The organism is Pseudomonas sp. dw_612 (assembly GCF_018449725.1).
In the GTDB taxonomy this organism is placed as follows: Bacteria; Pseudomonadota; Gammaproteobacteria; order Pseudomonadales; family Pseudomonadaceae; genus Aquipseudomonas.
Map to the genome: position 1 here is coordinate 212,616 of NZ_JAAVVC010000002.1, position 24,453 is coordinate 237,068.

24 protein-coding genes and 1 tRNA gene are annotated in these 24,453 nt (G+C 59.1%); 17 read left to right on the plus strand and 8 right to left on the minus strand.

Annotated features, from left to right (window positions below; all coding sequences use genetic code 11):
* Window positions 1-14 precede the first annotated feature (14 nt).
* From HB680_RS04150 to HB680_RS04215, 14 genes are all read left to right on the plus strand, one after another.
* Window positions 15-1,082 carry a putative urea ABC transporter substrate-binding protein gene (locus HB680_RS04150; RefSeq protein ID WP_213937335.1) on the plus strand — a complete coding sequence of 356 codons (1,068 nt, stop codon included), beginning with the start codon at window positions 15-17 and terminating at the stop codon, window positions 1,080-1,082.
* Between the two features lie 16 nt (window positions 1,083-1,098).
* Window positions 1,099-1,914, plus strand: coding sequence for an ABC transporter permease (locus tag HB680_RS04155; protein WP_140666047.1), 816 nt, complete (start codon window positions 1,099-1,101; stop codon window positions 1,912-1,914).
* Window positions 1,911-2,699, plus strand: coding sequence for an ABC transporter ATP-binding protein (locus tag HB680_RS04160; RefSeq protein ID WP_213937337.1), 789 nt, complete (start codon window positions 1,911-1,913; stop codon window positions 2,697-2,699). The genes HB680_RS04155 and HB680_RS04160 overlap by 4 nt, the downstream gene beginning before the upstream one ends.
* Window positions 2,700-2,712: 13 nt before the next feature.
* On the plus strand, window positions 2,713-3,438 hold the full coding sequence (locus HB680_RS04165; protein ID WP_213937339.1) for an urea amidolyase associated protein UAAP1: 726 nt from the start codon (window positions 2,713-2,715) through the stop codon (window positions 3,436-3,438).
* A gap of 11 nt (window positions 3,439-3,449) precedes the next feature.
* Window positions 3,450-4,091, plus strand: a complete 642-nt coding sequence (locus tag HB680_RS04170; RefSeq protein ID WP_213937341.1) for an urea amidolyase associated protein UAAP2 — start codon at window positions 3,450-3,452, stop codon at window positions 4,089-4,091.
* 307 nt (window positions 4,092-4,398) lie between these two features.
* A complete protein-coding gene (uca, locus tag HB680_RS04175; protein ID WP_213937343.1) occupies window positions 4,399-8,034 on the plus strand; it encodes an urea carboxylase in 3,636 nt (1,211 codons plus the stop codon).
* Between the two features lie 24 nt (window positions 8,035-8,058).
* Window positions 8,059-9,831 carry an allophanate hydrolase gene (gene atzF, locus HB680_RS04180; RefSeq protein WP_213937345.1) on the plus strand — a complete coding sequence of 591 codons (1,773 nt, stop codon included), beginning with the start codon at window positions 8,059-8,061 and terminating at the stop codon, window positions 9,829-9,831.
* A 300-nt stretch (window positions 9,832-10,131) separates the two neighbouring features.
* A complete protein-coding gene (locus HB680_RS04185; protein WP_213937346.1) occupies window positions 10,132-11,619 on the plus strand; it encodes a sensor domain-containing diguanylate cyclase in 1,488 nt (495 codons plus the stop codon).
* Between the two features lie 5 nt (window positions 11,620-11,624).
* On the plus strand, window positions 11,625-11,843 hold the full coding sequence (locus HB680_RS04190) for a cysteine-rich CWC family protein (protein ID WP_123406182.1): 219 nt from the start codon (window positions 11,625-11,627) through the stop codon (window positions 11,841-11,843).
* 34 nt (window positions 11,844-11,877) lie between these two features.
* A complete protein-coding gene (locus HB680_RS04195; protein ID WP_213937348.1) occupies window positions 11,878-12,570 on the plus strand; it encodes a pseudouridine synthase in 693 nt (230 codons plus the stop codon).
* A gap of 312 nt (window positions 12,571-12,882) precedes the next feature.
* Window positions 12,883-13,767 carry an alpha/beta hydrolase gene (locus HB680_RS04200; protein ID WP_213937350.1) on the plus strand — a complete coding sequence of 295 codons (885 nt, stop codon included), beginning with the start codon at window positions 12,883-12,885 and terminating at the stop codon, window positions 13,765-13,767.
* A 180-nt stretch (window positions 13,768-13,947) separates the two neighbouring features.
* A tRNA-Gly gene (locus HB680_RS04205) sits at window positions 13,948-14,021 on the plus strand.
* Window positions 14,022-14,517: 496 nt separating this feature from the next.
* Complete coding sequence (locus HB680_RS04210) at window positions 14,518-14,781, plus strand: short-chain dehydrogenase (protein WP_213937352.1); 264 nt, start codon at window positions 14,518-14,520, stop codon at window positions 14,779-14,781.
* Window positions 14,782-15,158: 377 nt separating this feature from the next.
* Window positions 15,159-15,887, plus strand: a complete 729-nt coding sequence (locus tag HB680_RS04215; protein WP_213937354.1) for a class I SAM-dependent methyltransferase — start codon at window positions 15,159-15,161, stop codon at window positions 15,885-15,887.
* Window positions 15,888-16,056: 169 nt separating this feature from the next.
* Here the strand turns inward: HB680_RS04215 and tam are convergent, their stop codons facing one another.
* Window positions 16,057-16,827 (minus strand): trans-aconitate 2-methyltransferase, encoded by a 771-nt coding sequence (tam, locus tag HB680_RS04220; protein WP_213937355.1) that lies wholly within the window; start codon window positions 16,825-16,827, stop codon window positions 16,057-16,059.
* Window positions 16,828-17,220: 393 nt separating this feature from the next.
* Between tam and HB680_RS04225 the strand changes: the two genes are divergently transcribed.
* Complete coding sequence (locus tag HB680_RS04225) at window positions 17,221-17,724, plus strand: inclusion body family protein (protein ID WP_213937356.1); 504 nt, start codon at window positions 17,221-17,223, stop codon at window positions 17,722-17,724.
* Window positions 17,725-17,847: 123 nt separating this feature from the next.
* Window positions 17,848-18,378, plus strand: coding sequence for an AidA/PixA family protein (locus HB680_RS04230; RefSeq protein WP_213937597.1), 531 nt, complete (start codon window positions 17,848-17,850; stop codon window positions 18,376-18,378).
* Between the two features lie 51 nt (window positions 18,379-18,429).
* Here HB680_RS04230 and HB680_RS04235 read toward each other — a convergent pair whose 3' ends face one another.
* Window positions 18,430-19,512 carry a type I restriction endonuclease gene (locus HB680_RS04235; RefSeq protein WP_213937358.1) on the minus strand — a complete coding sequence of 361 codons (1,083 nt, stop codon included), beginning with the start codon at window positions 19,510-19,512 and terminating at the stop codon, window positions 18,430-18,432.
* Between the two features lie 324 nt (window positions 19,513-19,836).
* Here HB680_RS04235 and HB680_RS04240 point away from each other — a divergent pair, with 324 nt between their 5' ends.
* Window positions 19,837-20,247, plus strand: a complete 411-nt coding sequence (locus HB680_RS04240) for a low affinity iron permease family protein (RefSeq protein ID WP_213937360.1) — start codon at window positions 19,837-19,839, stop codon at window positions 20,245-20,247.
* Window positions 20,248-20,294: 47 nt separating this feature from the next.
* On the opposite strand, the gene HB680_RS04245 is transcribed toward HB680_RS04240, so the two are convergent.
* The 6 genes from HB680_RS04245 to HB680_RS04270 form a co-directional block, all read right to left on the minus strand.
* Entirely contained in the window at window positions 20,295-20,798 is a 504-nt protein-coding gene (locus HB680_RS04245; protein ID WP_123507533.1) for a DUF4142 domain-containing protein, read from the minus strand.
* A gap of 74 nt (window positions 20,799-20,872) precedes the next feature.
* Window positions 20,873-21,031 (minus strand): KGG domain-containing protein, encoded by a 159-nt coding sequence (locus HB680_RS04250; protein WP_082356627.1) that lies wholly within the window; start codon window positions 21,029-21,031, stop codon window positions 20,873-20,875.
* Between the two features lie 116 nt (window positions 21,032-21,147).
* A complete protein-coding gene (locus tag HB680_RS04255; protein WP_213937362.1) occupies window positions 21,148-22,497 on the minus strand; it encodes a sensor domain-containing diguanylate cyclase in 1,350 nt (449 codons plus the stop codon).
* A gap of 101 nt (window positions 22,498-22,598) precedes the next feature.
* Window positions 22,599-23,237, minus strand: coding sequence for a LysE family translocator (locus HB680_RS04260; protein WP_213937364.1), 639 nt, complete (start codon window positions 23,235-23,237; stop codon window positions 22,599-22,601).
* Window positions 23,238-23,302: 65 nt separating this feature from the next.
* Entirely contained in the window at window positions 23,303-23,719 is a 417-nt protein-coding gene (gene fos / locus HB680_RS04265; RefSeq protein ID WP_213937366.1) for a fosfomycin resistance glutathione transferase, read from the minus strand.
* 6 nt (window positions 23,720-23,725) lie between these two features.
* Window positions 23,726-24,451 carry a hypothetical protein gene (locus HB680_RS04270; protein ID WP_213937368.1) on the minus strand — a complete coding sequence of 242 codons (726 nt, stop codon included), beginning with the start codon at window positions 24,449-24,451 and terminating at the stop codon, window positions 23,726-23,728.
* Window positions 24,452-24,453 lie beyond the last annotated feature (2 nt).

A 24,453-nucleotide genomic window follows, 5' to 3' on the forward strand; every position in this document is an offset into this window, starting at 1 on the left:
TGGAGAACCATCCCATGACCCGATTCCGTTTGCCCGCCCTGCTCGCCGCTGCGTTTGCCGCCCTCGTCAGCGTCTCGTCCCAAGCCGCCCAGAAAGACCATTTCAGCGTCTGCTGGACCATCTACGCCGGCTGGATGCCCTGGGAATACGCCGGCAGCCAAGGCATCGTCGACAAATGGGCGAAGAAGTACGGCATCAAGATCGATGTGGTGCAGCTCAACGACTACGTCGAATCCATCAACCAATACACCGCCGGTCAGTTCGACGGTTGCACCATGACCAACATGGACGCGCTGACCATTCCGGCCGCCGGTGGCGTCGACAGCACCGCGCTGATCGTCAGCGATTTCTCCAACGGCAACGACGGCATCGTGCTCAAGGGCGAAGGCAAGAAAGTCATCGACCTCAAGGGCATGGACGTCAATCTCGTCGAACTCTCGGTTTCCCACTATCTGCTGGCCCGCGCGCTCGACTCCGTCGATCTCACCGAGAAAGACCTGAAAGTGGTCAACACCTCCGACGCCGATATCTCCGCCGCCTTCAACACCGATCAGGTCAACGCCGTCACCACCTGGAACCCGATGCTCTCGGACATCAAGGCCAAGCCCGGCGTGACCGAAGTCTTCAACTCCAGCCAGGTGCCCGGCGAAATCATGGACATGATGGTGGTCAACAGCGCCACCCTCAAAGACAACCCGGCCCTGGGCAAAGCGCTGACCGGCGCCTGGTTCGAAGTGGTCGAGTTGATGAACGCGAAAAACGCCGCGAGCAAAGCCGCCCTCGAACACATGGCCAAGGCCTCGGGCACTGACCTGGCCGGGTTCCAGTCGCAACTCGACACCACCAAGCTATTTGCTACTCCGCAGGAGGCGCTGGCCTTCTCCACCAGCAAGCAACTGCCGGAAACCATGCGCAAGGTCGCCGAGTTCTCGTTCCAGCACGGCTTGCTCGGTGAAGGCGCCAAGGACACCAGCGCCGTCGGCATGGCGTTCGCCAACGGCGTGACCAGTGGCGACAAAGGCAACCTCAAGCTGCGCTTCGATCCGAGCTACGTGCAGATGGCCGCCGACGCCAAGCTGTAAACAGGAGGACCTGGCCATGCGCCTGATCAATCGCCACCCGGATCGCCCGAGTCGCTTGCTGTTGGTGATCCTGCCGTTCGCCCTGGTGCTGTTCGCCTACTTCATGGGCTCGGCCGAGCGGCTGACGGACAACCCCAACGACAAACTGCTGCCCAGCGCGGTGCAGATGACCGACGCGGTGAAACGCCTGGCCTTCGTCGCCGACAGCCGTACCGGCGAATACCTGCTCTGGCAAGACAGCGCCTCCAGCCTGCGACGGCTGGCCATCGGCCTCGGCATCAGCGCGTTGGCCGGGTTGTGCCTGGGCATGGCGGCCGGAACCTTGCCGCTGTTTGGCGCACCGTTGTCGCCGTTGCTGACGGTGTTGTCGATGGTGCCACCGCTGGCAATCCTGCCGATTCTGTTCATCGTCTTCGGCCTCGGCGAGTTGTCGAAAGTGATGCTGATCGTGATTGGCATCACCCCGGCGCTGGCCCGGGATCTGGAACAGCGTGCCCGGGAAATTCCGGTCGAGTTGCTGATCAAGGCCCAGACGCTGGGCGCTTCGACCTGGACCTTGATGCTGCGGGTGGTGCTGCCGCAATTGTTGCCACGGCTGCTGATCTCGTTGCGGCTGATGCTCGGTTCGGCGTGGTTGTTCCTGATCGCCGCTGAAGCCATCGCTTCCACCGACGGCCTCGGCTATCGAATTTTCCTGGTGCGTCGTTACCTGGCGATGGATGTGATCCTGCCGTACGTAGTGTGGATCACCCTGCTCGCATGGTTGATGGATTGGGGTTTGAAGCGCCTGACTCAGCGTGCGTTCCCTTGGTATGAAGGAGCGCGGGCATGAGCTTCATCACGGTGAAAAACGTCTGGCAGCAGTACGCCGATCAAGTGGTGCTCGAAGGGCTGAATCTGAACGTTAACGAAGGTGAGTTCTGCACACTCGTCGGCGCGTCCGGTTGTGGCAAATCGACCTTCCTGCGTTTGCTGCTGGGCCAGGAAAAGGCCAGTCGCGGCGAGATTCTGCTCGACGGCCAGGCCCTGGCCGGCGAGCCGGATTCAAGCCGTGGTGTGGTGTTCCAGCGCTACTCGGTGTTCCCGCACCTGACGGTGCTGGACAACGTCGCCCTCGGCCTCGAACTGCCACGCTCGCCCCTACTTGGCCGCTTGTTCGGCAGCGCCAAAAAAGACGCCCGGGAACAGGCCTCAGTGCTGCTGCACAAAGTCGGCCTCGGCCACTCGCTGGACAAATACCCGGCGCAGCTCTCCGGCGGCATGCAACAACGACTGGCGATCGCCCAGGCCCTGATCATGAAACCCCGAGTGTTGCTGCTCGACGAACCCTTCGGCGCCCTCGATCCGGGCATCCGCAAAGACATGCATGTTCTGCTGCTGGAGCTGTGGCGCGAGACCCGACTGACGGTGTTCATGGTCACCCATGACCTGTCCGAAGGTTTCAGCCTCGGCACCCGTTTGCTGGTGTTCGACAAGGTTCGCCTCGACCCGCACGCCCCCGGCGCCTATGGCGCGCGCATCACCTACGACATCCCTTTGAACAGCGACCGCCGCGCCACTCGCGCCGCCGTCGATGCCTTGCCGGCAGAGCTGGCAGGCACGCTTCGCACCGCTTAAGAGGAATTTGCACATGACTGATGCGACCCAACTGTTCCCGCCGTTCGCCGAAGAAATGCTTCCCGGCGGCGGCCACCGCTCCTTCGTGTTAAAGCGCGGCCAATTGCTGCGCCTGACCGACCTGCGCGGCGGCGCCAACGTCAGCCTGACGTTGCTCAATGCCAACGAAAAAACCGAACGCCTGAACCTGCCCGACAGCCTCAAATGCCAACACACCGCCAAGCTCACCGCCGGCCATTGCCTTTATTCGGACATGGGCCGCGTACTGGCCGCCATCACTGCCGACACCTGCGGCTGGAGCGACAGCCTCGGCGGCGTGCTCTGCGCTGAAGAAGTCGCGGAGAAATATGGCCAGGGCCGCTATCAAGAACTGCGCAATGGCTTCTTCCGCAACGGCACCGACAACCTGCTGGTGGAACTGGGCAAGTGGGGGTTGGGCCTCTCGGATTTGCTGATGACCCTCAATTTGTTCAGTCGCGTGAACGTCGATGAGGCCGGGCGTTTCCACTTCGTCGAGGACAATTCCAACGCCGGCGACTACATCGAGTTGTACGCGCCGATGGACACGCTGGTGGTGCTCACCGCCCTGCAACATCCGATGGACCCGTCACCGGACTACGCACCGAAACCGCTGAAGCTGAGCTGGATGAACGCCGACGCCAGCGTCGCCGAACACTGCCGCACCTCGCGCCCGGAAAACGAGCGCGGCTTTATCAACACCGACCGTTTGTTCGCCTGAGGATCGCTGCCATGTCACTCGCCATCGCCACACCACACAAGCAGCCCGAAACCGCGATCTACCGCGCCACCATCCCCGCAGGCGAACCCTGGCTGATGGAGGTCAAGGCCGGCCAGACCTTGCGCATCCTCGACCTGGAAGGCAACCAGGCCGTCGACACCTTGTTCTACAGCGTCGCCAACCCGAAGGAACGCTACGACGTACAACGCACGTTGCGCCGACAGAACAGCGTCTACCTGAGCACCGGCAGCGTGCTCTATTCCAACCTCGGCAAGCCGATGCTGACCATCGTCGCCGACACCTGTGGGCGCCACGACACCCTCGGCGGCGCCTGCGCGCAAGAGAGCAACACCGTGCGTTATGCGTTGGAAAAACGCTACATGCACAGCTGCCGCGACAACTACCTGCGGGCCTGCGTCCACGATGGGAGACTCGGTAAGAGTGACATCGGGCCGAACATCAATTTTTTCATGAATGTGCCGGTCACGGCTGACGGTGGGCTGACCTTTGAAGACGGCATTTCAGCGCCGGGGAAATACGTGGATCTGCGGGCGGAGATGGATGTGATTGTGTTGATTTCCAACTGCCCGCAATTGAACAACCCGTGCAATGCCTACAACCCTACGCCTGCGGAGTTGCTCGTATGGAACTGACATTCTTGCGGTTGCGCAAGTGGTTGTTTGCGCTGTGCCAGGCGCGTTCGGGCCAGTGCCTAACCCCCTCCAAACACCACTGAACCCATGTGGAAGCGGGCTTGCTCGCGAAAGCGGTGTATCAGTCGACAGTGATGTTGGATGTGCCGGCCTCTTCGCGAGCTAGCCCGCTCCCACAGGGGGCCAGCGGTGTTTGTAAGGTTGGTGATTCTGCCGTCGGGGACGACCCCGGCGCCTATCGAAAAACTGCGGGACGGCCCGCATCCCAGGTCGAGGCTGATGCGTTATCGCCTCCGGGGGTTTTGCCATGTTCGAAAAAGTCCTGATTGCCAACCGTGGCGCGATTGCCTGCCGCATCCTGCGCACCCTCGGTGAATTGCAGGTCAAGGGCGTCGCCGTTTACTCCGAAGCCGATGCCGCGAGCCTGCACATTTTGCAGGCCGACGAAGCTCACAGCCTCGGTGAAGGCGCCGCCGCCGGCACCTACCTGGCGGTGGATAAAATCCTTGCCATCGCTCAAGCCTCCGGCGCCACGGCGATCCATCCCGGCTACGGTTTTCTCTCGGAAAACGCCAGGTTCGCCGAAGCCTGTGAAGCCGCCAACATTGCGTTTATCGGCCCGACGCCGGAACAATTGCGGGTGTTCGGCCTCAAGCACACCGCCCGCGCGCTGGCCAAGCAGCACGGCGTGCCGATGCTCGAAGGCACCGAGTTACTCGACAGCCTCGACGCGGCGTTGATTGCCGGTGAACAGGTCGGCTATCCGGTGATGTTGAAAAGCACGGCTGGCGGTGGCGGCATTGGCATGCGCGTGTGCCGCAGCGCTGCGGAACTAAGCGAGTCCTTTGAAGCAGTCAAACGCTTGGGCCAGAACAATTTCAGCGACGCCGGGGTGTTCATCGAGAAGTACATCCAGCGTGCCCGGCATCTGGAAGTGCAGGTATTCGGCGATGGTCGCGGCGATGTGATTGCCCTCGGTGTGCGTGATTGCTCGGTGCAGCGGCGCAACCAGAAAGTCCTCGAAGAAACCCCGGCGCCGAACCTCCCGGAAGGCATGTCGGATGAGCTGTGTGCAGCGGCGATCAAACTCGCCAAAGCGGTGAATTACCGCAGCGCCGGCACGGTGGAGTTTGTCTTCGACAGTGAAGACCAGCGCTTCTACTTTCTGGAAGTGAACACGCGGTTGCAGGTGGAGCACGGCGTCACCGAACAGGTGTGGGGCGTGGACCTGGTGCGCTGGATGGTGGAACTGGCGGCCGGTGATTTGCCGCCACTTCATGAATTGAGCAAAGGTCTGAAAGCAAACGGGCATGCGATTCAGGCACGGCTGTATGCCGAAGATCCGGGCCGGGATTTTCAACCGAGTCCGGGCTTGCTGACGGCGGTGAACTTTCCCGCTGCCGATGGCAAACACCTGCGGATCGATACCTGGGTCGAGGCCGGTTGCGAGATCCCGCCGTACTTCGATCCGATGATTGCCAAGGTCATCAGTTGGGCGCCGACTCGCGAACAAGCGGCTGCCGATCTGCATCAAGCCTTGGGCGACAGTCTGTTGTACGGCGTGGAAACCAATCGCGATTATTTGCGGCAGATTTTGCTCGATACGCCTTTCGCCAGCGGTCAGCCGTGGACGCGTTGCCTGGAAGGTCTGGTGTATCAGGCGAACACCTTTGAAGTACTTAGCGCCGGCACGCAAACCAGTGTGCAGGATTATCCGGGGCGCCTCGGCTACTGGGCGGTTGGCGTGCCGCCGTCGGGGCCGATGGACAGTCGCGCACTGAGGTTGGGCAATCGTCTGCTCGGCAATGACGAAGGCTTGGCGGCGCTGGAAATCACCATGAGCGGACCGTTGCTGCGCTTCAATTGCGAAGCGGTGGTGGCGGTTACCGGGGCGGTGATTCCGCTGACGTTGAACGGCGAAACCGTGCCGATGAACACCGCACTGCTGATACCGGCGGGTTCTACGTTAAGCCTTGGCACGATTGCCGGTGCGGGCGCCCGCAGTTATCTGTGCCTGCGCGGCGGGCTGCAAGTGCCGGATTATCTGGGCAGCAAAAGCACCTTCACCCTTGGCCAGTTTGGTGGGCATGGCGGGCGGGCGCTGCGGGCCGGGGACGTGTTGCATGTGCCAGCGTTGAATGACCGTGAAGTGGGAGCACAACTGCCTTTCACCGAGTTGCCTGAGGTGCGGCAGATTCGCGTGATTTATGGTCCTCATGGCGCGCCGGAATACTTCACCGAACACTACATCGACACGTTCTTCGCGACGCAGTGGGAAGTGCATTTCAACTCCAGCCGAACCGGTGTGCGCTTGATCGGGCCGAAGCCGGAATGGGTGCGGGCCGATGGCGGCGAGGCGGGATTGCATCCGTCGAATATCCATGACAATCCGTATGCGATCGGGGCGGTGGATTTTACCGGGGACATGCCGGTGATCCTCGGGCCGGATGGCCCGAGCCTGGGTGGGTTTGTGTGTCCGGTGACGGTGATTGAGGCGGATCTTTGGCAGTTGGGGCAGTTGAAGGCTGGGGACAAAGTGCAGTTCCTTCCTGTAGATCTCAAAATCGCCCGCTCACTTGCCTTGGAATGGAATCAATGTGGGAGCGAGCTTGCTCGCGAAAGCGGTACACCAGACACATTAATCTCGACTGACACGACGCCTTCGCGAGCAAGCCCGCTCCCACAGGGGGTTGTGTCGCCTGTGGTGTTGGATTTGGGTCTGGGGGATACGCGGCTGGTGGCTCGCTTGTCTGGAGATACTCATCTCCTGCTAGAAATCGGCGCCCCCGAACTGGACCTGGTCCTGCGCTTCCGCGCCCACGCCCTCATGCAAGCCCTGGAAAGCAAAAACCTGCACGGCGTGATCGACTTGACGCCCGGCATCCGCTCCCTGCAAGTCCACTACCAACCCGAACAACTGCCCCTCGCCGACCTCCTCGGCATCATCGCCGGTGAATGGGACGCCGTGTGCGCCGCCAAAAACCTGCAAGTACCGTCACGCATCGTGCATCTGCCGTTGTCCTGGGACGATCCGGCCTGTCAGTTGGCGATCGAGAAATACATGACCACCGTGCGCAAGGACGCGCCGTGGTGCCCGAGTAATCTGGAGTTCATCCGTCGCATCAACGACCTGCCGAACCTCGACGAAGTGCAGCGCACGGTGTTCGACGCCAGCTATCTGGTGATGGGCCTCGGCGATGTCTACCTCGGCGCACCGGTCGCCACCCCGCTCGACCCGCGCCATCGTTTGGTGACCACCAAATACAACCCGGCGCGCACCTGGACCGCCGAGAATTCGGTGGGCATCGGTGGCGCCTACATGTGCGTGTACGGCATGGAAGGCCCCGGCGGTTATCAGTTTGTCGGGCGCACGTTGCAGATGTGGAATCGCTACCGCGAGGTCGCGGCGTTCGACGGCAAACCGTGGCTGCTAAGGTTCTTTGATCAGATTCGTTTCTACCCCGTGAGCGCCGATGAGTTGCTGCGTATTCGTCGGGATTTTCCCCTCGGGCGCTTCGAACTGAACATCGAAGACAGCCAGTTGAACCTGGCGGATTACCAGGGGTTTCTAGCGAAAGAAGCCGAGAGCATTGCCGCATTTCGGGAGCAGCAGAAAGGCGCGTTCAACGCCGAGCGCGAACGCTGGATCGCCAGTGGCCAGGCGCATTTCGACAGTGAAGAACTGATCCCCGAAGCCACCGAAGATGCACCGCTGGCCAGCGGTCAACTGAGCGTCGACAGCCACATTGCCGGCAACCTCTGGCAGGTGCAGGTTGAAACTGGCGCACGGGTTGAGGCCGGGGATGTGTTGGTGATTCTGGAGTCGATGAAGATGGAAATCCCGCTGCTCGCGCCGATGGCCGGGGTGGTGCGCAAGATTCTCGTACAACCGGGTTCGGCGGTGCGCGCCGGGCAGCGGGTCGTGGTGCTGGACCTCGACTGAACTCATTTTGAAAAGGATCGAATCATGAATTTCAATCTGCAACTCGACGCCCTGCGCAGCGCTTATCGCGACGGCCATACCACGCCTCGGCAATTGCTGTTGAGCCTGCGCGACAAAGCCGCCGCGCTGAACCCGGATTATCACCTGTTCATCCATTTGCTCAGTGTCGAGGAACTGGAACCGTACCTCGCCGCGCTCGACGGGCGTGATCTCGACAGTTTGCCGCTGTACGGCGTGCCGTTTGCGATCAAGGACAACATCGATTTGGCGGGCATTCCCACCACGGCGGCGTGTCCGGCATTTGCCTATGTGCCGGAGCGTTCGGCGACCATCGTCGAGCAGTTGCTGGCGTTGGGGGCAATTCCGCTGGGCAAGACCAATCTCGACCAATTCGCCACCGGGCTGAACGGCAGTCGCTCGCCTTATGGCGCGTGCCCGAACAGCGTGCTGCCGGAGTATCCGGCGGGTGGTTCCAGCGCCGGATCTTCGTTGGCGGTGGCCTTGGGCATAGCAAGTTTCTCCCTGGGGACGGACACGGCGGGCTCCGGGCGCGTGCCGGCGGCGTTGAACAATCTGGTGGGGTTGAAAGCCACCAAGGGATTGATTTCTACGGGCGGCGTGGTGCCGGCCTGTCGCACGCTGGATTGCGTCACGACCTTCACTGCGACTGCCCGTGAGGCCAGTCAATTGCTGGCGCTGACCGCGCATCTCGATCCACGGGACGCCTACAGCCGCCGCAATCCGTTGTGGAATGACGGCTCGGCATTCGGCGCGCCGCGCCCCTTCCGTTTCGGCGTGCCCCGCGCCCGGGACCTGGAATTTTTCGGCTGCCCGGAAGGCCCGTTGTTGTTCGGTGATGCCATCGATCAGCTGAAAGCCATGGGCGGTGAAGCAGTGGAACTGGACCTGTCGCCCTTCCTCGAAGCCGCTCAGTTGCTGTATGAAGGCCCGTGGGTGGCCGAGCGCTACAGCGTGGCCGGTGAGCTGATGGAGCAAAACCCCGAAGCGGTGCTGCCAGTGATTCGCGCGGTACTGGCCAAGGCCCCGGCGGTGACCGGCGTGCAGACCTTCCGCGCGCAGTATCGACTGCAAGAGCTGAAGGCGCTGTGCGACCAGGCACTGGAAGGACTGGATTGCGTGCTCACGCCGACCATCGGCCGCCCCGTCACCTTGGCGGAACTGGCGGCGGAACCGGTGCTGCGCAATTCGGAACTGGGCTATTACACCAACTTCATGAACCTGCTCGACTACGCCGCCGTCGCCGTGACCAGTGGTTTCATGGGTAATGGCTTGCCGTGGGGCGTGACGCTGTTTGGTCGGGCGTTTACCGATCAGTATTTGTTGAGCGTGGCGGATGCTTTCCAGCGTCAAAAAGATTCGTCTGCGCCAACGACCGTGGCTCGCAATGATCGTGCTCGGCTGGTGGTGTGCGGCGCGCATCTGGAGGGGCTGGCGTTGAACTGGCAACTCAAGCAGCGCGGGGCTCGACTGCTTGAATCGACGTTTAGCTCACCGGACTACCAGTTGTACGCGCTGGCCGGCGGCCCACCGTTTCGTCCGGGGATGGTGCGGGTGAAGGACGGCGGCGTGGCGATTGCGGTGGAGGTCTGGGAATTGCCGAGCAGTGAATTGGGCTCGTTCCTGACCGGGATCCCGGCGCCGTTGGGGTTGGGCAAGGTGCAACTGGCGGATGGGCGCTGGGAGAGTGGGTTTATTTGTGAGGCTTACGGACTTGAAGGCGCGGTGGATATCAGTCATCTCGGCGGGTGGCGGGCTTATCTTGAGACTCGTGGCTGATCCGACATCCACCCCTCACCCTAGCCCTCTCCCCAAAGGGGCGAGGGGACTGAACGAGGTGTTCATACGACTTACACCGACCTGAGATATCGAGCCGAACGAAATACCTTAAAAGCATACGGTCTGCTCCCTTTCCCCCTCTCCCCTCTGGGGAGAGGGCTGGGGTGAGGGGTGGCTCTTTCTTTCGCCACAACTCTCAATCAACCCAAATCACCCGCCATTCCCCCCACAAATCCCGCAGTTATTTCCCCCCAGTCCCACTAGAATGCATGCCATCAGGTCACTGCCAACGGAACCACCATGCCGCTTCGCTCGCCGCTGTATTCCCAACGTTCGTTGGTCCTCACGCTGATTGCGTTATTGGGTGCCGGTTTCCTCGCCACCTCGTTTCTCAGCTACTACGCCTCGCGAGCGTCGATCCGCGACAACATCGTCAACACCGAATTGCCGCTGACGTCCGACACGGTCTATTCGGAAATCCAGAAAGACCTTGTCAGACCGATCCTGATTTCCTCGATGATGTCCCGCGACACCTTCATGCGCGACTGGGTGGTCAACGGCGAGCACGACCCCGACCAGATGACCCGCTACCTCAACGAGGTCATGACCCATTACGGCGCCTACACAGCGTTTTTCATCTCCAACAGCAGCCTGACCTACTACCACGCCAAAGGCGTGCTCAAGCAGGTCAAGATCGACGAACCCCGGGACGCCTGGTACTTCCGTGTTCGCGACATGAAAGAACCCTACGAGATCAACGTCGACCCGGACCTGGCCAACAAGGACAACCTGACGTTCTTCATCAACTACAAGGTCTACGACTACGACAAACGCTTTATCGGCGCGGCCGGCGTCGGCCTGACGGTGGATGCGGTGATCAAGCTGATCGACAAGTATCAACAGCGTTATCAACGCAGCGTGTACTTCGTCGACACCTTCGGTCGCCTGGTGCTCACCGGCGCCGAGGGCGGTCCTGAAGGTGCGCGGGCGGGCCAGAGTCTGGGCGACCTCAACAGCATGAAAGGCCTGGTCAGCCAGTTGCCCAAACCCCACAGCGGCAGCTACGAATATTCCGTCCACGGCCAGGGACATTTCCTCAACGTGCGGTTTATTCCGGAGCTGAACTGGTACCTGTTCGTCGATAAACGTGAAGACAGCGCCCTCAGTGAAATCCGCCAGTCGTTGTACCTCAACCTGCTGATCTGCCTGCTCGTCACCTTGATTGTGCTGGCCCTGCTCAACCGGGTGATCAAACGTTATCAGGGCAAGATCCAGGCCCAGGCGACCCTCGACAGCCTGACCGAACTGCCCAACCGCCGGGGCTTCGACCTGTTGGCGGCGCAAGCCATGCACGAGGCCCAGCGCGAACCGAAACCGCTGACGGCGTTGCTGCTGGACCTCGACCATTTCAAAGTGTTGAACGACACCTACGGCCACCTCGCCGGTGATCAAGTGCTGATCGGTTTCGCCCGGGACCTGGAAAGCTGCCTGCGGCATTCCGACATTGTCTGCCGTTGGGGCGGTGAGGAATTTATCGTGCTGCTCAAGGACACCGACGGTGAGACCGGTCAGAAAATCGCCGAGAAAATTCGTCAACATGTGGAAAAACAGCGTTATGCCTACAACAACAAGGAACTGCATCTGACCGTGAGCATCGGCCTGACCACCCTGCAACCGGATGAAACCTTGCATACGCTGCTGTCCCGGGCCGATCATGCGATGTACCGGGCCAAGCAAGCCGGCCGCAACCGCACCTGCGTGGAAATGCCTCACTCCGTTTATGAATGACCTTGATGAACAAGCCTGACCTCTGCCCGGCCTGCGGCGCCCCCAACGACTGCAGCCTGGCCGACCCACGAACCGCCGACCGCGCCTGCTGGTGCTACGGCGTCAGCATCGACCCGGCGGTCCTCGAAGCGCTGCCGGCCGAACTGCGCGACCTCTCTTGCCTGTGCCCGCGTTGCGCCCAGGTCGAGGCGCAGCTGCAAGCAGCCGCCCGGCCGATCACGTAAGATGCGCGGCCCTTCTCCGTCCGATTGTTAACCGATGCGTGTAGATCGTTTCCTCAGCAACTTGCCGCGCTTCAACCGTAAGCAGGTTCGTCTGTTGCTGGTGGAAAAACGCGTGCGTATCGACGGAAAAGTCGTCAGCGACCCTCATAGCGAAGTGTTGGAATTCAGCTGCGTTGAAGTCGACGACGACGTGCTGCAGGTCGGCAAACCCGCGCGCTATTTCATGCTGAACAAGCCGCCCGGCTGCGTCAGCGCCACCCGCGACCCGCAACACCCGACGGTGCTCGATCTGATCCACGAACCGGACAAATCTGACCTGCACATCGCCGGACGCCTGGACTTCAACACCACCGGTCTGATGATCATCACCAACGACGGCAGTTGGTCGCGGCGCCTGACCCAACCGCAAACCAAATTGCCCAAGGTCTACTACGTCGAGACCGAACAGGACATCGGCCCGGAGTATGCAGTCACCTTCAACGAGGGGCTGTACTTTGCCTTCGAGGAACTCACCACGCAGCCCGCCGAACTGGTGCTGCTCGGCGCGAAGTCGGCGCGGCTGAGCATCGTCGAGGGTCGTTACCACCAAGTGAAGCGCATGTTCGGCCATTTCGACAACAAGGTGCTGCGCCTGCACCGCGAAAGCATGGGCCCGCTGCTGCTCGATAACGCGCTAAAACCGGGCGAGTACCGTGCGTTGCGCACCGAAGAGATTCAATTGATCTAAGCAGGCGACCGCTCAGCAGAAGTTGTCGAACAATTTACGAATGACACTTGCGCGATGTCGTGACCCCTGCTTGAATCAGGACGTCGGCCAAATTGTGACCGACGAGTCACAACATACTTCTAAGAAACTTTTTGCCGGCAGAGAACCCTCAGGTTCCGCTTTCCACCGGCAGACTGCCCGCCAATAACAATACCCGTCGACCTGCCTTACCGGATCGACATGGGCCTCCAAATTCCAGGCGTATGCCTACCTGTCACAAAGCTCGTGCAATCTCATTTGCGCGCATACCCGCTTGCCCAGGAGTCTTATGACATGAGGCCAGAAATCGCTGTGCTGGATATACAGGGTCAGTATCGGGTTTACACGGAGTTCTATCGCGCAGACGCCGCAGAGAAGACCATTATTCTGGTCAACGGCTCGATGGCCACGACTGCGTCGTTTGCTCAGACCGTGAAAAACCTCCATCCGCAGTTCAATGTGGTGTGCTACGACCAGCCCTACGCGGGCAAGTCAAAAGCCCACAACCTGCACGAGAAATTGCTGACAAAGGAAGTTGAAGGCCAGATCCTGCTGGAGCTGATCGACCACTTCGCCGCCGAACACGTGCTGTCGTTTTCCTGGGGCGGCGCCGCGACCCTGGTCGCCCTCGCCCAACGGCCACGGCGCATCGAAAAAGCCGTGATCAGCTCGTTCTCCCCAGAGATCAACGAGCCCATGCGCGACTACCTCGAGCGCGGCGTCGACTACCTCGGCAGCCGTGATGGCGACCGGGTCGGCAACCTGGTCAACAGCACCATCGGCAAACACCTGCCGTCGCTGTTCAAGCGCTTCAACTATCGCCACGTGAGCAACCTGGCCGAGCACGAATACGGGCAGATGCACTTCCACATCAGCGACCTGCTGCACAGCGATCGGCAGTGCTTCCTCAAGGCTGCCGAAAAAATCAACGTGCCGGTGCTGTTCATGAACGGCGAATGGGACGAATACACCGCCGCCGACGGCGCCCGACTATTCGCCAACCACGTGCAACACGCCACCTTCAGCACCCTGCAAGCCACCGGGCACTTTCTCGACATGGAACACAAAGCCGCCTGCCGAGACAGCCAAAACGCACTGCTGGGCTTCCTGAAACCCGAGCAATACGCCAGCCGACCGCGTTACCACTACGTCCAGGACCACCATGCACTGGCAATCTGAAACAGCGTCATCGCGAGCAAGCCCCACCCTACAGCGTTAACGTTTTGTGTAGGAGCGAGGCTTGCCCGCGAATGGCCGTTACGCGGTCCATGCCTTCGTGCTACCCCGTGCTAAATGCAACGCGCATAAAGAAAAACTTCAAATCCACGCGCACATCTGGTACAAAGTCAGCCGCTCTGAGCGGGTGTCGTATAATGGCATTACTCCAGCTTCCCAAGCTGATAACGAGGGTTCGATTCCCTTCACCCGCTCCAATCGAATTTTGGTCTCGCGTTGAGGTTTTTTGACGGGGGATGTAGAGATAGAAAAAAACCGGTCCTATGTGGCCGGTTTTTTTATGGCCGGGATTTAGTGGAACCGCCTGTAAACGCCCGCCCAATGGAGTGCCAACGGCCCATTTTCCGGGGCGCCAATGGCGCCAAATCTCGAAATAGCAACGTCCTACACTACTCTAGGAATTGTCCGTAGACTTGCGGATTGCCGTGTCTTTGTCATGAGCCCTATAGTCCGATCCACGCCCAAATGGCGTATCGGGTTTGGCGACTTGATGACAACGACCCAGAAAACTCCGGGATTTTTCGGAGCTTTTCTGACTGCATTTTGCTGCGCTTTTTTTGGTGGCTGTGCGTGGGAGATCTTCGGGTCTGCCGGTTTTACCGTTGTCCGGTTCGCCAACCCGCGTACAGCTACCACCCTATTGTTTGGCGACGATTGAGTGGTAGGTCTTTAACCTACTAACGGTAATCACTTATGAACGAATACATGGCTTTAACCAGCAACGCCGACGATCTTCCCTCCCTGTTCGTCAACACGACACAACCGCTGCACTCACTGCTCAGCACGGCCAGTTACAGAATCCGGGCCGTGACACAGCTGCTTGAAAACCTCGCGATGCGGGGTGATGTCACGTCTGATTCGGTGGTCCTCAGCGACTTTGCGTTGCTCTGCTGCGTGCCCTTGCGCGACGGTTGCGATGTGCTGGACGTGATCGCTCGACGCATGGATGCGGAATAGTTCTGACGTTAGATTGGGCGCCTTTTGGGGCGCCCTTTTCGTTTCTGTAGCAGCTGGCGAAGCCTGCGTTCGGCTGCGCAGCAGTCGTGAAATCAGGCGATGCGGTGTATCAGAAGGACCGCGAATTCAGGTTTTACGACTGCTACGCAGCCGAACGCAGGCTTCGCCAGCTGCTACAAAGGTGTGTTCGTCCTTGGTTACATATCCATAACGCACATCTCGTTTCCCGTTTTAATCCAACCCGCTAGCATTCCCTCATCTACAACCACCCTCCCCCTGCGCGACCATCAACGAATACGCGCCATCACTCTTCGAGGGAAACCAATCGGCCGCACCACCGGTGCCGCCCGTGACGAACTCAGCAGAGCAATTCGAACATGACGCAAAACATTTACGACGATCCGGAGTTTTTCCAGGGTTATAGCCGGATGGGCCGCTCCATTGGTGGTTTGGATGCAGCGCCTGAATGGCCGGCCCTTCAATCCATGCTGCCGTCGATGAAAGGTCTGAAAGTGGTAGACCTGGGCTGCGGTTATGGTTGGTTCAGCCGTTGGGCCAGTGAGCAAGGTGCCGACAGTGTGCTTGGTGTTGATGTGTCGGAGAAGATGCTGGAGCAGGCGCGCAAGACAACTTCCGCAGCCAATATCCGATATGAACGCGCCGACCTGGAACACCTCGACCTGCCCGTCGGCAGTTTCGACCTGGCCCACAGTTCGCTGGCATTGCACTACATCAAGGATTTGCCCGGCCTGTTCACCAATATCCACAAAGCCCTGAAACCCGGCTCTCGATTTGTGTTTTCCATCGAACATCCAATCTTCATGGCCCCCCGCAATCCGGGGTGGTTGATTGATGACGAAGGTCGCAAGCGTTGGCCGCTGGACAGCTATCAACTGGAAGGTGAGCGGGTGACGAATTGGCTGGCGGAGGGTGTGATCAAGCAGCACCGTACGGTGGGGACTTTGTTGAATGCGTTGATTGCGGCGGGGTTCACGATCCGGTACGTCAACGAATGGGGGCCGACGGATGCGCAGGTGGCGGCGCAGCCGGCGCTGGCGGTGGAGCGTGAGCGGCCGATGATGATGTTGGTGGCGGTGGAGCGCTGAAATGCGGCAGGCTGATGCCACTTAACTAAGGAACACCGCAATCCCTGTGGGAGCGAGCTTGCTCGCGATGGCGTAGTGTCAGTCAATATCAATGTTGGCTGACACACCGCTATCGCGAGCAAGCTCGCTCCCACAGGTTCAGTGTTTCAAATGACTATCTCAGGGGCTTTTATCGTGTCGCTACGATGAACAACCGCGGAAACGGCAACAACACCGTCCCATCCTCCAACGCCGGATAAGCCTGTTCAATCGCCGCCAGATACCGCCTCAAATACTCCGCTCGCTCCCCCTCATCCAACGGCTCAAGAAACGGCCGCAACCCACTCCCCTTGAACCACTCAACAACACCCGAAGCCCCACCCGCCAGCGGATGATGGTAAGTCGTGCGCCACACATCGACGCGCGCACAGTGCGGCTTGAGCATCGAGTAGTAAGCGCTGGCACTGGCCATGTCCGTCCGTTGCCCGGCGGCGTCCGCCAACTTGCTGGCCCAAGGACCATTAGCGGCGACTTCGCGCATTAAACGGTGGGAGGGTTCATTGAGATTGTCCGGCATCTGGATTGCCAGGCTTCCACCCTCGGTCAGTCGGGATGCCAGCGAAGGCAGCAACGTGGAGTGATCAGGCAGCCACTGCAAAACGGCGTTGGCGAAAATGACGTCGAACGGGCCGCTATCGTTCCAGGTTGCGATGTCAACGGTGTCGAACTGCACCTCGGGCAAGCGCTTGCGGGCGGCGTCGATCATGTCGGGCGAACTGTCCACGCCACGCACCAGGGCATTGTCGAAGCGCTCGACCAGCAACTCGGTGGAGTTGCCGGGGCCGCAGCCGATATCGATGGCCGAACGCGCGTCCACGGGCGGGATGGCCGCGAGCAAATCGCGGGCCGGGCGGGTGCGTTCATCTTCAAAAGCGACGTATTGTTTGGCGGACCAACTCATTGCGTTCTCCTGTCGAATGGCTGTCCTGGCCTGGACCGACAACCGGTTCGCTACGATACCCCGACCCGCGCGCCAGCCCTATTCGACTTATGTAACACGCAAGTCTGAGATGGGGTTTTCTTATCGCCAAATCATCGGAAATCATAACCAAATCGACCGTTCGTCGAGGGAACGGTCAAGCAATTTTGACAGCCTATGTTTCGCATCTATAGTCCTAATCGCGGCCAGTCGGAAGGAACCCGACCTGTCAATTTGCACGCATGGAGCAAGGCCTGTTCAAGCCTCGTGCATGGTGGGTTCCGCCCGTAGTGTTTCAACAACGGCCGTAAGGCAAGCAAGCGTTGTCATGCCTGGAAAGTTGCCGGGCAATCACTATGAACAAGGAGCTTTACTATGTCTCGAGTCACGGATGTGCTGGTCTCAATCGACACCGAAACCATTCTGAAAAAATACCCGAACATCAGCAAAAACCCCGCCGCACCGACGATGATCGACGTCAATCACGTGTACATGGTGACCAACCAGGACAACGTGATCAGTGGTCAGGCCGGTGGCGAACTCAACTTGAAAGCTCGGGTGGGCGACCTGGTTCGCTGGCGTGAAACCAGCCTGTCGCAGAGCTTCGAGACCGCGGTGATTTTCTACAAGTTCATTGGCAACGTCGGCAACGAGTTGATCTCCACGCCTACACCGCGCAAGGCCACAGCCTGTGTTGCCGTTCCTAACCCCAGTAATCCGTCAGTGCCAAGCTGCCAGAAAGTCGATAACCACTATTGGTCTTCGGAAACGCTTGCGACCGGCAGCGTGACCTATCACTTCCATTTCCTGATCGTCGATCGTGATTGCCAAATCGTCGGCTGCTGCTCGTGGGATCCGTTCATCACCATCCGCAACTGACGAAGTCCGGCCCCTTGGCGACAAGGGGCCAACCCAGTTCGTTGCCGTTTCGGCAGGAACAGGATGTCTTGCATGAACCGAAGCGGCTGTCGTCTTGTGCCAACATCATGAAAGGAATCCATGATGACTTCCGAACCGATCAAATCGCCTTCATCCAGTGTCGCGGCAGCCAACAATGTGTTGCTGGTTGTTGATGCCGAGTCGCTGCTCGCAAAGTATCCGACCCCCAGCCTTGAGGCTGAAAATCCAACGACCATCAGCGATGGATTCATTTTCGTCGCCAGCGGAATAGATAATGTTAAAAATGACAGTAAATTGACATTAGCCACCCACAACGGAAAAACCTTCCATATTCGTGGCAGGACCGTGAGCCTGATCGCCGAACACAGCGTGGTTTTCTACGACATGTCCGTGGGCGATTCCCAAGTGCTGTCGCCGCCAAAACTGCAGGTCAACAGCGACCTCACCGTGCCAGCCCCTGATCCGGAAAACCCGACCCAGCCCGGCAGCCACCAGGCCGATGATCACTATTGGGAATGCACGCACCTGAAGCCGGGCGTCGCCGCCTGCGAACTGAGCTTCATGCTGGTTAACCAGCGTTGTGAAGTGGTGGGGTGTTTCGGTTGGGAGGTTGAGGTGACGCTTTCTGCTTGAACAATTCCCACAAAAAACCGGCCTCGAGGGCCGGTTTCTAAATACTCCGTGTTAATCGTAATAGCCGACCGTCTTTTTCAAATCATCCGAATAGTTGTAGATATCGTCTATCGAACTGATTGGATGCCGGGTTTCATTTTTCTCTTGGTCAAAAATCCCGATGTATTTCTGTGTGCGATTAAAGTGCAGCCGACAAATCGGCTTTCGGTTGTTGTCGTCAAGCAAAATGCCAAAATAACTCTGGGTGTCACGTTGAACAATCCGCTTGGCATCCACAACAGAACGAACCACAGCTCGAACGATGTGATAGCCCTCCAGCTCCTCTAGCGTAGTAATAACCTTGTCCTCTGACTCATCTCTCACCTCAGGCTGCTCAGCAGTAGTGGAAACGGGTGAAGAAGCCAATGCTGGTTGCATGGCGCCGCTCATAGCTGATTTGAGCCGTACGTTGATTTGATCATTCAGGAATTGCACAACAGCCTTTCTTGTCAGCTCATGAAACTGCTCACGCACTTTTTGTGTAATCACCCCGTCGTACACGCGGGACGCGAACACTTTCACAAAATCGTCATCGGGCTTACTGACCTGCGCGGCAATGATCTTTTTGATTTGGCTGACGTATTTCAATTCACCGGCAGCACTGATGATTGAATCGACGTCGAATGCTGATTTGGTGAGTTTGACCAGTTCGGGAACGGAATACTCATCGATATCCAGAAGATCGAGCTCAAGAAAAGGCTTCTCGTCCATCTTGTTCGGCGCGTCCAAGTCGGTGAAAAATTTGTAGACTTGGCCGTTGGTCAGTATGGAGATCCGTGCACTGGTGACATGAAAATATCGAAAGAGCTGAGAAGCATGATTGATGTGCAGTGGCTCGCCGATTTTTTTGCATTCGATCAGAATCTGAACTTCGCCGTCCTTCATGATGGCGTAGTCAATTTTTTCGCCTTTTTTCGTTCCGATGTCGCACACAAACTCTGGAGTTACCTCCGTCGGATCGAACACGTCGTAGCCCAGAACCGTGCTGATAAAGGGCATAACAAAAGCGTTCTTGGTCGCCTCTTCTGTCTTGATTGCAGCGCTCTGTAAACGAACTTTGGCAGCTAGGCTTGCTAACTTTTCGAAGAATTCCATGAGTGGCCTCTGACGTGGTTTCGATCCATGTGTTTGCATGCTGGCGATTTGACTGCCCTTGATACTAGACACAAACCGGCACAAAGAAAGAATCCGGCCAGGAATGGGAAATAGAAGCTGTTTCTATGATTGTTACCCATAGAGTAATTCGCTACCGATCGCCAAGATCGCAGCCTTCGGCAGCTCCTACGCCGACCGCGTTCCAACGTAGGAGCTGCCGAAGGCTGCGATCTTTTAGCTCTCCCCCGCATCGTTGTTAAAAAAGAAATTCCCACATGCCGTCGCTGTCTGAATTTCAGGCGCATCCCTATAAGGAACACGGCAATGAAATTCGCAAAAGTCTCCCAGAAGCTCGCTTTATGGGCCGGCAGTCCCACGACGTTTTTGATCGCGATCATTCTGATTGCTGTATGGGGATTGACCGGGCCGATCTTCCACTACAACGACACCTGGCAACTGATCATCAATACTTCAACCACCATCATCACCTTCCTGATGGTATTCCTGATCCAGAACACTCAGAACCGCGATACGGATATCTTGCACTTGAAGATCGATGAGTTGCTGCGGGTGACGAAGGAGGCGCAGAACGCGATGTTGGGGCTGGAGTCGCTGGATCTGAAGCAACTGGAGGAGTTGAGGAAGCAGTACCGCAAGATCGGCGAAGGCGAAACGATTGCCATGGACGTCGCTCCCAGCGACGACAAACCGAAGCCAAAATTCGACCAATGCTGAGGAAGCGCTATTCGCGGGTGACCTCGGTCACCCGCGCAGCATAAGGGTTAGCGGCTGGCTTGCAATGCCTTGGCCATCTGCAGGTGGTTTTGCAGTTTGGGCAGGGTTTCTTCGGCGAACGCTTTGATTTCCGGAACGTCGGTGGTCTGCGCTTCCTGCTGGATCTGGTCGATAGCAGCCTGGGTGTTTTGCACCTGACTGGCAGCGTAGGCTTGGTCGAAAGTCGGGCCATCCTTCACTTCGGGGATCATCGTTTTGGACTTGTCGATCACTTCTTCCCGAGGCGCCACCGGCAAATCGAGCTTCTTGGCGATTTTTGCCAGATGCTGGTTGGCGGTGGTCAGGTCATTGATGACCACGACGGTGTAGTCCTTGACCTCTTTGGATTCGGTTTTCTGGTGCGCCAGGCGACTGGCTTCGATGTCGGCCATGCCTTTGGCGGACGCATCGTTGATGAAGTCTGCAGGCGACTGGGCAAAGGCGCTGCTGGCACACAGGCCCAGCAACGTGGCAAAACTGGCATTACGTAAACGGGTGGCCATCCGGCTCATGGTCGCGCCCTCCTCGAAATAAAATTCAAACGGGAGCTTGCGCCCCCGTCTCTCAATCAAAACTACCCTCGCCACTAACGAGATTTCTGACCACCTTTGCGGCCCATATCGGTTTTCGCAGGGTCTTTCTCGACAGTCGTGGTGGTAGTTTTCCCACCTTTGCGACCGGCTTCAGACGCCTTCGTTCGATCGTTGGCGAAGTTTCCCGAGTTAGAGTTTCTTGAAGTAGGCATGATTCTCATCCTCTTGGTGTTGATCGCGGCGAGCAAACGCCCGCATAGGATCAGAATTCTCATCGGGGCAAAGGTTTAGAAAAAGTGCGGATGCTGCGACGAACGGCAGCGAACGTTCAGACTTCAAGCGGCCGATGACTGAGGCGTTTGGCGGCGTACATCGCCTCGTCGGCGTGGCGGAACAGCTGTTTTTCTTCAGTGCCGTGCTCTGGGTAGAGCGCCGCGCCGATGCTCGGTTCGATGTTCAGGCTGTGACCATCCAGCCGCAGGGGCTGCGCCAGGACCTGTCGGATTTTTCCGGCAACGCTGTCGGCGTCTTCCGCCGCGTGAATGCTGTGCAGCAGCACGACGAACTCATCCCCGCCGATGCGCGCCACCGTGTCAGTGTCCCGCACGCAACCCTTGATGCGATTGGCGACCGCTTGCAGCAACATGTCGCCGACCGCATGGCCGTGGGTGTCGTTGACCTGTTTGAAACGGTCCAGGTCGACATACAGCAACGCCATTCGCCCGCCCTCTGAACGCGCCAGCGCCAGCGACGCCTTGAGCCGGTCACGCAGCAGTTCGCGGTTAGGCAGTTGGGTCAATTGATCGTACTGCGCCATGCGTTGCAGCCGTTCGTGCAATTGCTTGCGCTCGATGGCCGTTGCCACCTGGGCGCAGACGTATTGCAGCAGTTCTTTGTCTTGCTCGGTGTAGCGCTCGCCGCCGGCCTCGCTTTTGACGATCAGCGCGCCGATGGTGCCGTTTTGCGAATTCAGCGGCACGCCGAGCCAGCAGGGTGAGTCCTGCCCCGCCACCAGCCTTTCAAAGCCCTCGGGCAGCTCGCTCTGGTCCGGGGTCAGCAAGATCGGCTGGCCGCTGCGGATAACCTCGGCGCACAGGCGTCCGGTGACCGTGCCGGGTAGTTCGGGCTGAAGCTCGCGGTCGTCGACGTGATAGGGGAAGTTCAGCTGCGCGCAGTGTTCGTCGTACAGCGCGACGGAAAAATTCAGCGCCGGCAGCCATTCGCCGATGATCGTGTGGATGCGCTTGAACAGCGCCAGCAAGTCTTCCGCCGCGTGGGCCGCTTCGGAGATCGCATACAGCGCCGCTTGTCGCGACTCGGCCTGTTTGCGTTCGGTGATGTCCCGGGCCACGGCGATGCGCAGTTGATCGACTTCCGACCAGCGCGCCGACCACAGGATGTGCACCACCCGGCCATCCTTGCGCAGGTAGCGGTTTTCGAAGTTGAGCTTGGGCTCGCCGCCCATGATTTCCCGCGCGGCATCGAGGGTGCGCTGGCGGTCGGCGGGGTGCACCAGATCGATCATCGGCTGGCCGATCAATTCATCCCGCGTGTACCCGAAAACGCGCTCGCAGGCGGCACTGACAAATACAAAGCGACCTTGTTTATCCACCGCACAAACGGCGTCCAGCAGCAGGTCGATGTAGCTCGCCAAAGGCGCGGAATTTCTGGTGGTCATGGTGCAGGGCGCGTGTCCGGCAATGCAGCGAGAAAAAACCGTCCCTGACCGGTCAACGCCGGAGCGCTGACTGTGCGACTGACGCCTCCCTGCGATCAGTCTCAAGCCTTGTTCGACACCAACCCCGGCAACGCATGGGCCAAGGCGTTGACGGCGAAGCCGATAAACATCACGCCACACAACCGCGTAATCAACAATTCATGCCGCTGATACAAGGTGCGCACTCGCCGCGCACCGACAATGCCAATGAGAATAGCGTACGCCAGCAATCCGCCCACGAAGCTCAGGGCAATCAGCCAGGGCAGCATCGACCAATGGAGTAATTCAGCGCGACTGGACAGCAGCGCGGTGAACGTCGCCACCGCCACCGGGTAGGCTTTCGGATTGGTCAGACCAAACAAAATGCCGTGCCAGAACGGCTGCCGCGCCGGCCCTTGCGGCGCATCGGCGCTGCTGCGGCGCGCCCGAATCGCCCGCAAACCGAGCCAGAACAGGTACAACCCGCTGAGCACGCCCAGCACATCGAACGCCGTACTGCCGATTTCCCGGGCACCGACAATCGCGATCAACGCGGTGCTGCACCAGACCACATCCCCGAGCAAATGCCCGCACAAGAACCCCGCCCCGGCCCACCGACCGCGAGCAGCGCCGATCCCGAACACCGCCAGCACGCCCGGGCCGGGGGTGATGCCGTAGATGAAGCCGGAGGCGAGAACGGCCATTAGCAGCGATGGGGTCATGGGAAATCCTGTGCAAGCGTTTGGGCAATGGGTCGCAAGTCTATCTCAGGACCGTCGGCATCGACTTACAGATCGTCGAAGAACTTCATCCCCGCATACGGCCGTTGCCGACACGCCTCCAGCCGCGAGGCCAGATCGCCGACATGAACTTCGAGCTTGTGGCCGTCCGGGTCGAGGAAGTAGAACGACGCGCCTTCGCTGCGGTTGTCGCGCCATTCCTTTACGCCGGCAGATCGCAGGCGCTCGACGAACGGCAGGAAATCCGCTGCGCTGAGGGTGAAGGCGTAATGGGTGTAGTCGGCGGCGGGCTCGGCGTTGCGCGATGGGTCGTGGGAAAGGCACAACCACAGGCCCGGTAGCGAGAGATAGGCGCCGGTGTCCCAGGTCGCGTCGAGGCGCAGTTGCAGCAGGTTTTGGTAGAACGCTACGCTGCGGTTCAGGTCGGTGACGGCGAGGGTCAAGTGGTTGAGGCCGGTGAGCATGGGTGATTAACCTTTGAACGCTTCTGGCACGACATATTGCTTACCGTCGTAGCTCAGGGTGACGCGGGTGGGTTTCAACTTTTTGGACTTGTCCTGGCACTCTCCACCTACAACAACGTTTTCAGTCATCGTTACGGTAGAAGTCACCACAAGATCAGCGAAACCGTTATGCAGTGTTTTGCTTATATCGACGGTTCGTTGTGTTGAATCGCCCTGTCCCGCGCAGTTGCCATCCCACTCACCCTTGCTCGTTGAAATAACCAGCCCTTCCAACACCGGGCGCAATGTTTTGCCCTCCTTGATATACAACGCCAACTCGGTCTTGTTGTAGGGGCTGACGCTTGAGTGGTGTCCAAAATTCGAACGAATACCAAAGGCGCGATCATCCGGGGTCAACTTGTACCGTGCCGTATCAATCGCCAATCCGTCATACGCCACGGCATCGGAATAGTAGGCGTCTTTTTTACGGTAAGTGGCCAAGGGTTTCGAACTGGTTGAATGGATGACCGACAACTCCAGGTCGACGTTTCCGCCATCATTGTTGGCGTCGATGGAATCTGGTTTGAATGTCGATGTGACGACAATGGTCTGGTCGTCATAGGCCGGCCAGACCTTGCAAATAGTGAACGATTGCTGGCCCAAGGAGGTTTCCTGGCAATCGGCCTGTGCCTGGCTGGCAGCCGTCATGAGGCCGAGGATGGCGAGTGAGGCCAGCCGTTTTTTTGCGGTCATTA

What these genes read in the sequence shown, in the direction of transcription:
- HB680_RS04150 (WP_213937335.1), top strand. Translation starts at nt 15, where the DNA reads ATGACCCGATTCCGTTTGCCCGCCCTGCTCGCCGCTGCGTTTGCCGCC.
- HB680_RS04155 (WP_140666047.1), top strand. Translation starts at nt 1,099, where the DNA reads ATGCGCCTGATCAATCGCCACCCGGATCGCCCGAGTCGCTTGCTGTTG.
- HB680_RS04160 (WP_213937337.1), top strand. Translation starts at nt 1,911, where the DNA reads ATGAGCTTCATCACGGTGAAAAACGTCTGGCAGCAGTACGCCGATCAA.
- HB680_RS04165 (WP_213937339.1), top strand. Translation starts at nt 2,713, where the DNA reads ATGACTGATGCGACCCAACTGTTCCCGCCGTTCGCCGAAGAAATGCTT.
- HB680_RS04170 (WP_213937341.1), top strand. Translation starts at nt 3,450, where the DNA reads ATGTCACTCGCCATCGCCACACCACACAAGCAGCCCGAAACCGCGATC.
- uca (WP_213937343.1), top strand. Translation starts at nt 4,399, where the DNA reads ATGTTCGAAAAAGTCCTGATTGCCAACCGTGGCGCGATTGCCTGCCGC.
- atzF (WP_213937345.1), top strand. Translation starts at nt 8,059, where the DNA reads ATGAATTTCAATCTGCAACTCGACGCCCTGCGCAGCGCTTATCGCGAC.
- HB680_RS04185 (WP_213937346.1), top strand. Translation starts at nt 10,132, where the DNA reads ATGCCGCTTCGCTCGCCGCTGTATTCCCAACGTTCGTTGGTCCTCACG.
- HB680_RS04190 (WP_123406182.1), top strand. Translation starts at nt 11,625, where the DNA reads ATGAACAAGCCTGACCTCTGCCCGGCCTGCGGCGCCCCCAACGACTGC.
- HB680_RS04195 (WP_213937348.1), top strand. Translation starts at nt 11,878, where the DNA reads ATGCGTGTAGATCGTTTCCTCAGCAACTTGCCGCGCTTCAACCGTAAG.
- HB680_RS04200 (WP_213937350.1), top strand. Translation starts at nt 12,883, where the DNA reads ATGAGGCCAGAAATCGCTGTGCTGGATATACAGGGTCAGTATCGGGTT.
- HB680_RS04210 (WP_213937352.1), top strand. Translation starts at nt 14,518, where the DNA reads ATGAACGAATACATGGCTTTAACCAGCAACGCCGACGATCTTCCCTCC.
- HB680_RS04215 (WP_213937354.1), top strand. Translation starts at nt 15,159, where the DNA reads ATGACGCAAAACATTTACGACGATCCGGAGTTTTTCCAGGGTTATAGC.
- tam (WP_213937355.1), bottom strand. Translation starts at nt 16,827, where the DNA reads ATGAGTTGGTCCGCCAAACAATACGTCGCTTTTGAAGATGAACGCACC.
- HB680_RS04225 (WP_213937356.1), top strand. Translation starts at nt 17,221, where the DNA reads ATGTCTCGAGTCACGGATGTGCTGGTCTCAATCGACACCGAAACCATT.
- HB680_RS04230 (WP_213937597.1), top strand. Translation starts at nt 17,848, where the DNA reads ATGACTTCCGAACCGATCAAATCGCCTTCATCCAGTGTCGCGGCAGCC.
- HB680_RS04235 (WP_213937358.1), bottom strand. Translation starts at nt 19,512, where the DNA reads ATGGAATTCTTCGAAAAGTTAGCAAGCCTAGCTGCCAAAGTTCGTTTA.
- HB680_RS04240 (WP_213937360.1), top strand. Translation starts at nt 19,837, where the DNA reads ATGAAATTCGCAAAAGTCTCCCAGAAGCTCGCTTTATGGGCCGGCAGT.
- HB680_RS04245 (WP_123507533.1), bottom strand. Translation starts at nt 20,798, where the DNA reads ATGAGCCGGATGGCCACCCGTTTACGTAATGCCAGTTTTGCCACGTTG.
- HB680_RS04250 (WP_082356627.1), bottom strand. Translation starts at nt 21,031, where the DNA reads ATGCCTACTTCAAGAAACTCTAACTCGGGAAACTTCGCCAACGATCGA.
- HB680_RS04255 (WP_213937362.1), bottom strand. Translation starts at nt 22,497, where the DNA reads ATGACCACCAGAAATTCCGCGCCTTTGGCGAGCTACATCGACCTGCTG.
- HB680_RS04260 (WP_213937364.1), bottom strand. Translation starts at nt 23,237, where the DNA reads ATGACCCCATCGCTGCTAATGGCCGTTCTCGCCTCCGGCTTCATCTAC.
- fos (WP_213937366.1), bottom strand. Translation starts at nt 23,719, where the DNA reads ATGCTCACCGGCCTCAACCACTTGACCCTCGCCGTCACCGACCTGAAC.
- HB680_RS04270 (WP_213937368.1), bottom strand. Translation starts at nt 24,451, where the DNA reads ATGACCGCAAAAAAACGGCTGGCCTCACTCGCCATCCTCGGCCTCATG.